Source organism: Pseudarthrobacter sp. LT1 (assembly GCF_035621795.1).
In the GTDB taxonomy this organism is placed as follows: domain Bacteria; phylum Actinomycetota; class Actinomycetes; order Actinomycetales; family Micrococcaceae; genus Arthrobacter.
The window spans coordinates 3044801-3057164 of sequence record NZ_CP141830.1 but is presented as its reverse complement, the minus strand read 5'-3'; the positions used below and the strand labels follow the sequence as shown (position 1 = coordinate 3057164).

Below are 12364 nucleotides of genomic sequence, written 5' to 3'. Positions count from 1 at the left end.
CGGCAGCCGTTTTGCGTCCTAAAGGAGGCTTACGCCCGGTCCACGGCGGATACTGACTCTGCATGGGGCAGGCTGAACACTGCACGTTTCACCGTGAGCAGGCGGTACAGGCACACGGCACCGGCGGCCAGAAGAGCGATGTAAATGACGGCGAGGCCCTGCCAGGTCAGCGGCGGCTGCCAACGGGGATCAAACATTTCGGTCCAGTTGACGTGGTCCTGAATGCCGATGGTGTAGCGGCGCAGTCCCTCCAGGAAGATGTACGTGTGGGCGAGGACGCCCAGGACCAGGCCCCAGCGGATCATGGACTTGGACCACGGTGTGATCCGGAACTGGCGGAACCGCGTGGTTACCCCAGCTGCCAGAATCAAGGTCACCACCATGGCGAGTGCGTAGCGGCCCTGCCAGATCCAGCCGAGCTTTTCACTCGAACTTGCTTGGAGCGCGGTGGGCACGGCGATGACTGTGACCGTGAGCAGGGCCATGACCCAGCGGCCGCGCACAGGGCGCGCCGTGTAGGCGAGAAACAGCAGGGCGCCAAATCCAAGCACCCAGGTGTAAAGGGTGCCGGGCGGGGGCATGGTGTCGATCCAGCCCAGGACACCAACGTACTCGACCATGAAGAACACGGTCTTATCCAGCATGGCGACGGCCGCATCTTCTGCCCGCATAGGTGCGCCCGCAAGAAGGCTGTCAAAGCTCCTGGCGGAGAAGACCCACCAAAGAGCGAACACGCAGGACAACGCGATGATGCCCATGGCTATCTGGAAGCCGCGCTGGGCCAGGGTCTTCATAAGAGTCCCGAAGCCGTAGCACAGTACGGCTGCGATCGCAGCAAGCGCCAGCCACAGCAGTGAAAGCGGACGGGTGTGCGCCAGGAGCGATGCGGACAGGGTAAGGAGAACCAGCGGGAGCCGTTGCAGCGATGTCCTGCCGGCCACCTGTTCAAAGACGGCGCACAGGCTGAGGAAGACGGCGCCGGTGGTCGCTATCTCCAGAGCATTGGGGTTAATGGAACCGGAGAGGAAGAACACCGCCGGCGTCAGGGCAACAGCGGCGGCGATGACGGGGCGCCTGAAGTGGCGAAGCGAGAAGGCGGCCGCGAAGATTGCTGCCAGGAAGAATCCGACGAGCCAGCTGCTGATGATTCTCATGGCGTAGATTGCCGGCTCACCACTGAGGCCCCGGCTTCCCATGCCGACGATCGCGTAATACACCGGATTGTAGTTTCCGGCGGACGTCTTTCCTGCGGTCCAGCCGCGGTCCGTTGCGTCGACCGGCTTGGCGCAGTCCGCGGTGATATTCGAGTGCTGGGCAAAACAACTGCGGACATTCAGGTTCGCAATGTATCCCGGGACCTGGACAACCAACGGATCGCCCTGCACGCCGGACCCCGTACCCATAAGTTGCCCCCTGGCCACCGCAGCGGCCTTGATGGCGTGCGCGGGTTCGTCAGGGACGGACATCAGCGGGGACGCGAAACTCCAGACGCTGCCAATGGAGCCGAAAATCAGCCAGGCAACGATGAGTACCCGGATTGGCGACGGCGGGAGGCGGCGCGGGCCGGCTGTCCTGATTTTGGGCATGAGCAAGGGGCGAGTGGAATACGGCATGATAGCTTTAAGGATACTTGGAGGCGGGCTGTGCAGAGGCTGAACACTCCGCAACCATGAGAGGATCACCCACCCATGCCAACACCGCCGTCAGGCACGTCTTCATCACCGGAAACCCCCGTCGAGGCTGCTCCAGCTGTTCCGGGGATGGTGATGGGGCTCTACCAGCACCCGGTGGTCAGGTTCCTGCTCGTTGGCGGCGTCTCGTTTGCCCTGGACCTCGGGCTGTTGGCCATCCTCCACGAAATTTTCGATGTCCCGCTATGGATAGCGACCCCCATCGCGTTCATCGTGAGCCTGGTCTTCAACTTTCTCCTGCAGCGCCTGTTCACGTTCCGCGCCAACAACAGCGGCAGCATCAGTGCACTGAAGTACATCCTGCTGGTCATCGTCAACATCGTGATCAGCGACCTCATCGTCACTGGGTTCGACGCCGTGGGCTGGACCTACGTCATTGGCAAGACAGCTGCCACCATCCTTACGACGGCGTGGAATTACTTCCTGTACCGGCACTGGATCTTCCGGCGTACACCGGAAGAGGCCCGCTCATAGGGAAACGCGGGTGTTGCGCTTCAGGCTTCCACCCCCGCCCGCCGGCGCGACGATTCCTCCCGGCCTAACCACTCTGTAGAGGACGGTCTTGCCGGACGGCTGCCCACGCCTCAGTCCGGCCGCCTGCAAGGTGCCTGCCGGCCGTTCGATGCCGGGCAGGCAGCCTGCAGGTTGATCCGTCGACAACGGGCGGCACACTGTTTCCCCCCAAGGTAGAGTCCCTCGGACCTGCCGGGTGGCCCCGGGTCAGTCTATTTTCCCTGCCGCAGGCTCTCGCCGGCACTTATCTGCGCTTCAGCCGCAGCGCGTGCACCTGACGGCGCAGGCTCCCGACCAATGACTTCTTCCTCTTTATCGGCCGCCCGGCCTGAGCTGTGTCGGGTTCCGCCGTTCCGGGACAGAGTTCCCTTCACCAGGGGACTTCCTGGGTGGAGGTACCGGAAGAGGAGCAGGGCTCCGACCGCTGTCACGAGCAGGTACAGGACGGTCAGAGGCAGCCAGCCCAGGGGCGGCTGCCAGTGCGGTGACGAAAACAGTGTTTGCCAGTTGGCTATTTCGCTGATGCCGACGACGTAGCGGCGCAGAACATAGACAAAGGCGAGCGTGTGGCACGCGACGATGAGCCAAAAGAAGACCCTGGAAATGCGCAACGCCAGAGCGCCGCCGGGGAACCGCAGCTTCCGCAGGCCAAGTCCCACACTGATGAACAGAACTACCACCAAGGGAAGCGTGTAGCGGCCCTGCCAGATGAATCCCATTCCGCGCCACAACGCGGTTTGCAGGAGCGCCGGGACCAGGTACAGCATGGCCAGCGCCACCCAGTAACCCGTCCAGTTCCGCAGCGGGCGGACGCAGAAGGGGACCACAAGGCCTGCAATCATTAAGCCGCCCCAAACAAGGGCAACCAGTTCGGGGACCGGCGTGTCCAGCCAGCCCATGGTACCGATGTATTGCGGGAAGAAGTCGTAGGTCTGGTCAAGCATGATCATGAAGCCCCTGTAGAGGGGGGCGTCGGGGTGCGGACTGGCAATACCCTCAGGAGCAACTCCGACGTTGGCGGGGCCGTTCGCTGCGATGTACATCCACAGCAGGCCCAGCAGGGCCCCCGGAACCGCCAGTGCTACAGCCGTGAGGACCCGCCGGTCGCTGAAGACGGTCACGACCCTGCGGAGCCGGAAGGAGCAAACCCCTACGATGAGGGCGCACAGCAGCCACACCAGTGATATTTGCCGGGCATTTGCCAGCACCACCGTCGCGGCCGCGACGGTGGCCAGGGCGGGCAACACGCGCTTGGTGCCCCTTCGGTTGTCCAGGACGACGACGAAACCCGAGAAGGCAGCCATCGTGGCGGCAATCTCCAATGAGTTGGGGTTGATGCCTCCGCCGAGGAACAGAACCATGGGCGTCATTGCAAGCGCTGCGACGAGGACGGCGTACTTTGGCCGCCTCATTTCCGTCAAGGCTGTGAACCCAGCGGCGAAGAACACAGCGCACAAGAGGGCGCTGACCAGGCGCATGCCGTAGATTGCGGGTGCGCCGGACATGAACAGGGTAGGAAGCCCTACTATCCAGTAGTACATCGGGTTGTAGGAGCCGGCTGACGTGACACCGATGTTCGTGAACGTATCGTCCACGTAGAGGGGCGCTGCGCAGTCGGCTGCCTGGGCCCTGTTGAACTTGTAGCAGCTCTGGGCATGAAGACTGGCGATGTAGTTGGGAACGCGGACGTGGACGCCGTGGCCGAATGATGTGCCGTCCTCAACCAGTACCTGGCCCCGGACCACGGCTGCCGCCTTGATGGTGTGGGCCGGTTCGTCGGGGACGCCCATCAAGGGTGTTGCCAGGGACCACAGACCAAACAGCAGGAAGAAGATCGCAGTCAGGAGCGCGAAGGTGGGAAGGGGCCGGGGAAGGGAACGCGCGCGAACACTTCTTAGGAATAAACTCACTGTCCGTCTCCAATTGCATTGACGAGGGCGCGCCCTTCGTTCACCGCCTTCTTGCTAGGCGACATGACGAAGGCGAATGCGTTCGCGTTCTTTTGTGCTTCTTCGCTGAGTGCGCTTTCACCGAATGAGCGGGCCAGCCGGCCCATATGGTCGTCGGTGTACTCCCTGCACATGTACATGTAGATAACGGTGCCCAGGCCATAACCCGAGCGCCCATCGAGTGCCTGGGTGACTGCATTTGATGAGGCGGTTACGTTGCCGGTGGACACGGCGTCCACCACTGAGGATGCCTGGAGCCGCCGGGGCTTGCCGTCGAAGACAAGCTGGGCAGCGACGAACCTGTTCCCGATGATGCTTCCATCAAGGATCGACAGGCCTCCGTTGGTGTCGTCCAGCTTGTTCGCGAGATCCAAGGGGGGAGACTGGACTTGACCTTTTACACTGCCCGGCCATCGGTCCTCAGCGGGCGCGTTCCAGTCTGTTCCCGCGTCCTTGAGGTAGGAATTAACCGGGCGGACAGTATCCGAGGGCCCCTCCTGTACGAGAACCGTGATGGCCACGTCAGGAAGGGAGGTCTCCGGATTCAGTGCCGCTATTTTCGGGTCATTCCAGCGCGTGATGCCGCCCTGCAGGATCTGTGCAAGGGTTTTCGCGTCCAGGATGAGGTCGTTGACGCCCTTGAGCTTGACGGCAACACCCACGGGCAGAACACCGGCAGCCAGGGACATGGCACCCTTGGATGTGCACATTCCCCGGACCGCGGAAGCCTCGGTTTCCGAGAGCGGAGCGGAACCAACAGCGAACTGTGACTGCCCGTCCTGGAACGCTTTCAGCCCTGCCGCGGACCCGTCGGGGGAGTAGCTGACGTAGGTTCCCTTCACCGAGCTTCCCCACGCGAGGCCCCACGCACTGACAGCTCCCTGGCCGGCATTGCTTCCAATTCCGGTCAGGGCACCCTCGATTGTCCCCGGCGGCATGGTTGCGCATGCAGACAGGGGAAGGAGTGCGGACAGCACAACAGCGGCACCGATTTTAGTTCGTCGAGAAACGGGAATCACCTATCCAGCCTAGTGGTCCAGCACTGCAAGTATGGGCACGGCCGGCGCCACACCGGCGAAGGCCACGCTCATCCACAACTGGAAATCCGGTATAGCCGTGCGTCCGGACCCTGCGAATCCACCAGGGTCAATCCGTTTCCGGGCGCCAGGTTGGTCAACGCCGGGTACTTTTCGGACCCTGGCAGGTCGATCAGGTAACGGGCCCCGAAGTCCAGGACGTACTGCACGTTTTTATTGCGCAGGGCGGCGCAGACGGCAGTGTTGCCCGCGGCCTCTCCGAGCTTTTGGTTAATCAGTTCCGTATCAGGGTCGTCTGTTGAAAACAGGTGAGTTGTCAGGACGCGGCGGCCGGTGTACGCATAAGCGAGTGAACTTCCGTTCCACGGATTGTCAGCTATGACTGCATCGGAAGGGACGTGGGTAGGGAGACGCTGTATTAAAGCCAGCTCATCGGGTGTGAGGAGCTCAGATTGTGCGTCGAAGCGGTAAACGGACGAGGCGCCGTTGATGTAGTGGCTTAGCGGGCCGGCGAACGAAGTGAGGAGGGCGAAGACCACCACAGCGGCCGTGGACAGTACTGTTTTTCCGTTCGCGCCTGTCCGGTCGATGGAAGCTTCCCACACCTGCCAAGTCCGCGCGCTGGGGCGGGAGCAGCGGGCTGAGTCCCACAGGCGAAGACCTCCGATGACGGCAAGTGGGGTCACCAGCAGGGGCAGGAGTGCAGCGAGGCGGTAGGTGTCCTGGTACCAGGTGCCGATCAGGAGGTCCCGGATGCTTCCCTTCGGGAACGACGCCGCAACGATATAGAGCCCGCCGAGTACGGCGTAGCACGCAGCCATCCAGCGCCACTTCCGTACTTTGAAGGTGGTGAGAAGGCCGTAGACCGACAGGATGGAGACCACTACGGCCGGTATGGCTGATTGCATCGTGCTGGCTGTGAGTATTTCGCCGACGGCGGCACCCGGCTTCACGGTTGGTCCCCAATTGTCATAGGGGGCGGGGCGCAGCTTCAACCACAGGACCGCGGCCACGGCGAGGATCCCGACGGTCCCGCCAAGGAGCAGCCACGCTCCGGCGGGGTTAACCCGCCACATCTCCCTGCGCGGCATGATATGCCACCACAAAATGGCGAGGATCGGAAGGCCAAGCGCCACCGTGATGTTGATGGAGCTCGTGTGGGCAAAAGCGAGACCTGCCAGCGACAACACCAGTGCCGCTGCCCAGCTGGGAAGTGGGTCCGTCCGCGTCCGCCCGATACGGACCAGCGCTGCGAGTTCGACTATCACTACCGGCATCATGCTGAGGGCCATGGCGTAGGGGAACAAAGGGCCCCAGACAATCATGAGGAAGGGGAAGGCAACCTGTGCGCCGGCGACCACCGCGGTGATGATGAGGGCCGCCGGCCTGCGCGAGATGGTCTTCGTGACGAGGAACAGGCAGGACGCGGGCCAGAGGAGCACGACGATGACCAGGTTCAGGACGTTCTCAGCGGTAGGGATATCCACGGAAGCCAGCTGCACCAGGAGGGCAGCAAAAGAATGCCACGCCGCGGGATAGACCGCGTCAAGGCCCTGCACTCCCTGTATCGACGCCAGCGTCAGCGATGAGGCGTTTCCGCTGTCGATGATGAAGCGGATGGCATTGAGGTGGAAGACGTTATCGAAGACCTGTGACGGGTGGTCCGGTGACCCCACCAGCTGGATGAACCGCCAGCTCATGGGCAGCGTTGCGAGTGCCAAGGCAGCGAAGGGCAGGGATTGCCTCCAGACGGGGGCAGCCAGGCGCCACGGAATACGGCGCGTCAGGACCAGTGCTCCGGCGGCGAGAACCGCGGTGACGAGAAGATACGGCAGGACGCTCCAGGGCACGTGGAGGAACCCGCCGATGACCCCGGCAAGTCCGGCGGCTGCAGTTGATAGAAGGGGCGCGATGCCGAGAACCCCGCCCAACCGGAACTTGAGGCATGACGCGATGGCGGCACCGGGGATATACAGGAGCAGGATTGCGACTGCCGAGGCCGGAAGAATGGTCAGCCAGTTCACGACGGAATTTCCTCAGTCCTGTCCTGCGGCGACGGTTCCCGCAGCAGACGGATGATGGCACGCAGCTGTATGACGGTTACCGCAACTTCGCCCACTACCAGACCCAGTGCGCCGCCCGGGCCGCCCATCAGGTGCGCCAGGATGACCATGGCCGGGAGCCCAACGATGGCTCCTGCGATGGTGCTGGAGAAGACGGTGCGCATCTGTTTTGCGGGCACCAGCCAGTGGGCTCCGGTGGACGTTGTGACACAGACGAGGAGGAACGACAGACCGAACCAGAAACAGGTCCAGAAGTCAGCGGCCAACTCCGAACCGAAAAGGAGGGTGCTCACCCATGGACCCAGAACAGCAAGGATCAGCCAGCCGGCTGCTCCCAGGACTGACAAAGCCAGAAGGGAGAACTTTCGCCGCTCGGCATGGTTTGAGCCGAACTCGTTGACCCACCCCTGGAGGCTGTTTCCCAGCGCGGCCGTCGCGAGCTGTCCAATGCGGTACAGCTTCTCCGCTGACACAAACGCAGCCAGGCCGGAGGCAGAGGCGGCGAACTGCACCACAAGGACGGGGGTGGACGCGTACGCTCCTGCGGCGACCGTCACGCCGGCACCGCCTCTCAGTCCCCAGATCTCCCGGATCACTGCGCGGGGCGTCAGCCCCTCGAAGTCCGCCCGTTGGGAATGATCCCTGTTGAACCACATGGTGCCCGCGAGGCCCAGCAGCAGAAGCGCAAGTGGGTAGAGGAAGATCTGACCTGTTGCGAACAAAAGTGGGATGACGCCCAGAGTCGCCACCATACGGGGAACAACGTCGTATTTTGCGATCCTGCCGGCGTGTCCGGTGGCAATGCAGTACCAAGCCGGGGTGAGTCCTGCCGCCGCCTGGGCGCAGGCCATCAGGAAAGCAACCCAGAACTGTTCTTTGGCTCCCGTGAACGAGAGGGCGGCTGCCATAAGGGGGATGGCGCAGACGAAGACAAATGCGCGGGTAATGAAACTGGTGGCGTAAAGCCGGCGCCGGGTTCCCGGATCGCTTTCTGAGGCGACGGCGGCGGGGCCTGTCAGCGGCCACCCCAGACCTATGACAATCGCCGCGATTGCCCCTACAGCCTGGCCTACGGCGAGGGAATTCCAGGCCGGCGCCCCACCCACTCTGGCAATGATGGGCAAAAGGATGAATGACGCAAGCGAGGCGAGCAGCGGCAATCCGGCGAAAGCGGCGATCCTTTTGATCATGCCGTGGTCCCGGCCGCGGTGCGTCGACTACACATAGTCATAGGCGTCCTTGCCCAGGCGACCGTTGACGAAGACGTCCTCAACCTCCCGCTTGAACCGGGAACGTTCGTTGAGGATGGTTTCGCGGTAGCTGGCTTGTTTCGCCACTTCCTGCTCGAAGTTGGCGATGAGCTGCGGAAGCATGGCTGCAGCGGTGGCAACCTCGGTATCTCCCGGCGTGATCTTGTGTTCCCAGGGGATGGGAACGTCAGCGTAGAAGGCACCGGATCCGCGACGGGCCACGATGGTCAGGGCGCCGGAAAGTGTTGCCTCCCGAGGCATGCGGTCTTTACCGGGGTGGTGCCCCAAGTCCAAATAAACGCCGCACTGCTGCAGGGTCGCAACAACCTCGGCGCGGGTCATCCCGACGATTGGCTGCCACTCAATGGTGGGTGGGCTCGCGGCCTTCACCGCATCGATGATGTGTCCGCCCTTGGCGGGATTGTAGGTGACCAGCTGGCGGTTCCGCTTGGCGGTGGCGGTGGCCTGGAACTCCCCTGTGGGGGTGTAGTCGGACACCAGGGATGGCACGACGTCCAACCTGGTGGCAACGAAGGCCCATGCATAAGAGGACTGCACGAGGTGGATGACGTCCTTGTCCGTGCGCAGTTTTGCCGGCGTCACGCCGTTCTTCCACATCCGGGCGAAGGGGACGGCCGCTTCCTTTGCCTTTTCAAACAGGCCGGCCGTGTTCCGGTACCACATACGCTCGGCCATGAAGGTCAGCGAGTTGTCGATGCTGAGCCACCAGCACATGCGGCGGGCCTGCTTGATGTGGGACATCTCGTGGACGTAGGTCTCCGGATAGACCACAACGTTTTCGGCGGAATCGATGATTTCAGGCGCCTCCGGGGCGTCGTAAATCCCGTACTGCTCCACGCGGTCGTTGCCTGCTGTGTGCGGGTGCGGGACCAGATAGGCGTCCTGCCCAAGCTCACGCAGCATATCGACCAGCTGGTGGAGGGCTTCGGGCCCTCCGGTGCGCAAGCCGCGGTGATAGAGGACGAAGATTGATCCTGAGTTGGTGGTCATGAGTTTTCTTTCGATGTTGACCGGGCAGTGCAGGGGAATGGGGGAGCCAACGCCTAGCGCAGGCGGGCAGCGAGGTCGTCGTCAATCTTGCCCATCCGCTGACGAACGGCGTCCCGGATGCCGGCTGCAGCGGCAACCGCGTGTTTGCGCCGGTTGGGACCAAATCCGAAGCGCACAATGTTGCTTTGGATTTCCATGTAGATTCGGCGCAGCACCCAAGCCGGTTGTTTCAGCGCATACCGGCGTGCGAGTGTCAGTGAGTTCCGGGTGATGTAGTAGACCCGGAACGGCGCGTGGTAGTAGATGTAGAGCTTTTTGGCTCCGATGTGCGCGTGCCAGCCGAGAATCTTCATCGGCCGTGCACTGCCCAAGCTGTGCTCGAGATTGCAGCCCCGTCCTGCCAGTGCACGAAGTCCGTGCTCCCGGAGCCGGGCATTGAATTCAGAATCCACGCAATCGATGAAGAACCCTTCATCGAAGAGGCCAACTGCATCGAACGTGCGTGCACGCACCAACGTTCCGCTGGTCATGGGGTCGAAGATCTGGGGCTCATCCCGGCTGCCCCATACCGGCAGGGGGATGTGGTTGTGCGACTCCGCGCACACCATGCCTACGCTGTGCGGGTCACGGGATGCTGCAACAGTAGCGAGAGCGGCACCGATGTAGTCTCCAGTGAACCTGGAATCCTGGTCCATGGTGACAATCCACTCCGGGTTCCAGCGCTCGAGTGCTTCCTTGATTCCCGTGTTCAGGGCCCGGGCGATCCCGGAATTGGTGCCGAGGCGCAGAACAACGGCACCTGCCTGCTCCATCTCTGCCAGGGCCTGCGATACATCGTCGCGCGAGCCGTCGTCGACAACCACGACGTGGGCGACGAAGCGCAACAGCCACTTTATGTTGGCAACATTTTCATCACCGGGGTTATAGGCCGATACAACTCCACACACGCCGGGGTGGGGACTGGTCGGGTTCGGGCCGGACTGGACCATCACGCCTGCCTCGCCTGCCGGGAGCGCCTTACTGCGATGTAGACGTTGCGCAGGAAGGCAAGCCGTGCACGAATTATTTTTGAGGCTGAGCGGATACCGTGGGGCGTCAGGTTCTCGCCGTGAAGTCTGTGCAGGATGGTGTCTTCTTCCATGTAGACGATGGAGCGGTTGACGTTGCCCACAGTGGCAAGCCACTGGTCGTGGGATTCGTTCATGTAGTGGGGGAACGGCAGTGCTTGCGCCAAAAGGTTCCGCCGAACGGCCATCGCGCAACCCCAGTGGAGCCGGTAACCGACCACGATGCCGAGGAGGTTGCGTACGTGGTGGGTGGAATCCTTGGCCCGTAAACGAATTTCATGGAATGAGCCGGGCGCTCCGTCGAAGTGCCTGCAGTTACTGACCACCATGTCCTTGCCGTCCAAGGCCGAAATCATGCGTTCCACCCGGCCCGGGAGCCACACATCGTCCTGGTCCGAAAGGAAAACGAACTCTCCCCGCGCCTCCCCGAGGGCTCTTTCAAATGTTGAAACATAGCCGCGGTTTTGTTCGGCATTGATCAGCCGGATCCGGCCATCCGGAACAGCGGCGACGATGGCAGCAGTGTTGTCCGTGGAACAGTCGTTGACGACAATGACTTCGTCGTGGGCGCCAAGTTCGGGAAGGATTGAATCGATCTGCTCGCTGATGTGGCGGGCGCCGTTGTAGGCAGCCATGCACACGCTGATGCGCGGCCGTGTGGTTGTGGGCTCCAAAAGTAATTCTCCTCACTCCGGGCGGTGCCAGCGGGGCGGGCAGGACCCCAAGCAGTCTAGCAAGCCGTGCCTGACAGGCCCGACAAGGGCCCGTCAACTATAATCGTGGGGAAGCCGCCGAGTTCTTCGAGCGGAGCCCACGGAAGGAATCCCAGGTCCATGACCGTTGACGTAATGCTGCCCTACTACGGCGATGTCGATCAGATGAAGCTCGCAGCCCGAAGCGTGATGAACCAGGAGAACGAAGACTGGCGGCTCATCGTGATCGATGACGGCTACCCGGATCCCGAGCCGGAACGCTGGTTCTCGACGATTACTGACCCTCGCGTTACGTACCTCAAGAACGAGAAAAACCTGGGCGCCAACGGCAACTACCGCAAGGCGCTGACCATGGTCGAGGCACCGTATGTGGTCATCATGGGCGCAGACGATGTCATGCTGCCCAACTACCTGGACGTCGTAGTCGATGCGTTCGAGACCTACCCGCATGCCAGCGTTGTCCAGCCGGGTGTCCAGGTCATTGATGAAAAGGGCATTGCCTGCATCCCCCTGGCTGATGCCGTCAAAAAGGCCTACGCCCCGAAGACCCGCGAGCGGATCGAGCTCAAGGGCGAACAGATGGCTACCAGCCTGGTACGTGCTGACTGGGCATACTTTCCGTCGTTGGCCTGGCGGTCGGAGACCATCGTGCGGATTGGCTTCACGGACGGCCTGGACGTCGTTCAGGACCTTGCCCTGCTGCTGGACATAGCGGCAGAAGGCGGCTCCCTTGTGGTGGACCCCACGCTGTCCTTCCTGTACCGGAGGCACTCGGCGTCAGATTCTTCCGTGCGTGCCCTTGACGGGCGCCGCTTTGATGAAGAGCGGCGCTTCTTTGAAGGGCAGGCAGCCCGGTTCAAGGAACTTGGCTGGAACCGCGCTGCCCGCGCAGCGTCCTTCCACACCACCTCGCGGCTGAATGCTGCGTCCTTGGTGGTCAAGTCTGTGGCCATGGGCAAGGTGGACTCCCTCCCACGGCTGGCAAAGCACATCTTCGGCTGACCGATCCAATAGGAAAGGGAGCGCCCCGCGGGGGTCGCTCCCTTTTTTGTTTGGTCCGCCTGGCCAGG

General features: G+C 62.5%; 10 protein-coding genes. 2 read left to right on the top strand and 8 right to left on the bottom strand.

The window, feature by feature from the left end; genetic code table 11:
• Positions 1-29 precede the first annotated feature (29 nt).
• Positions 30-1613: a DUF2142 domain-containing protein gene (locus VIK36_RS14380; protein WP_324642456.1), complete on the bottom strand. Its 1584-nt coding sequence runs from the start codon at positions 1611-1613 to the stop codon at positions 30-32.
• 75 nt (positions 1614-1688) lie between these two features.
• On the opposite strand from VIK36_RS14380, the gene VIK36_RS14375 reads away from it, so the two are divergent.
• Positions 1689-2165, top strand: coding sequence for a GtrA family protein (locus VIK36_RS14375; RefSeq protein ID WP_255172650.1), 477 nt, complete (start codon positions 1689-1691; stop codon positions 2163-2165).
• 251 nt (positions 2166-2416) lie between these two features.
• Here VIK36_RS14375 and VIK36_RS14370 read toward each other — a convergent pair whose 3' ends face one another.
• The 7 genes from VIK36_RS14370 to VIK36_RS14340 form a co-directional block, all read right to left on the bottom strand.
• Positions 2417-4114, bottom strand: a complete 1698-nt coding sequence (locus tag VIK36_RS14370; protein ID WP_324642455.1) for a DUF2142 domain-containing protein — start codon at positions 4112-4114, stop codon at positions 2417-2419.
• The gene (locus VIK36_RS14365) at positions 4111-5091 is read right to left on the bottom strand and encodes a substrate-binding domain-containing protein (RefSeq protein WP_324645287.1); all 981 of its coding nucleotides are present in this window, start codon (positions 5089-5091) and stop codon (positions 4111-4113) included. The genes VIK36_RS14370 and VIK36_RS14365 overlap by 4 nt, the downstream gene beginning before the upstream one ends.
• A 149-nt stretch (positions 5092-5240) precedes the next feature.
• On the bottom strand, positions 5241-7214 hold the full coding sequence (locus VIK36_RS14360; protein ID WP_324642454.1) for a DUF6541 family protein: 1974 nt from the start codon (positions 7212-7214) through the stop codon (positions 5241-5243).
• Positions 7211-8443, bottom strand: coding sequence for a lipopolysaccharide biosynthesis protein (locus VIK36_RS14355; RefSeq protein WP_324642453.1), 1233 nt, complete (start codon positions 8441-8443; stop codon positions 7211-7213). Before VIK36_RS14355 ends, VIK36_RS14360 begins: the two co-directional genes overlap by 4 nt.
• Before the next feature lie 27 nt (positions 8444-8470).
• Positions 8471-9514: a hypothetical protein gene (locus tag VIK36_RS14350; protein WP_324642452.1), complete on the bottom strand. Its 1044-nt coding sequence runs from the start codon at positions 9512-9514 to the stop codon at positions 8471-8473.
• Between the two features lie 53 nt (positions 9515-9567).
• Positions 9568-10398, bottom strand: coding sequence for a glycosyltransferase (locus VIK36_RS14345; RefSeq protein WP_324642451.1), 831 nt, complete (start codon positions 10396-10398; stop codon positions 9568-9570).
• 104 nt (positions 10399-10502) lie between these two features.
• On the bottom strand, positions 10503-11222 hold the full coding sequence (locus tag VIK36_RS14340; RefSeq protein ID WP_324645286.1) for a glycosyltransferase: 720 nt from the start codon (positions 11220-11222) through the stop codon (positions 10503-10505).
• A gap of 192 nt (positions 11223-11414) precedes the next feature.
• On the opposite strand from VIK36_RS14340, the gene VIK36_RS14335 reads away from it, so the two are divergent.
• Positions 11415-12296, top strand: coding sequence for a glycosyltransferase family 2 protein (locus VIK36_RS14335; protein ID WP_159631578.1), 882 nt, complete (start codon positions 11415-11417; stop codon positions 12294-12296).
• The last annotated feature ends 68 nt before the right edge of the window (positions 12297-12364 follow it).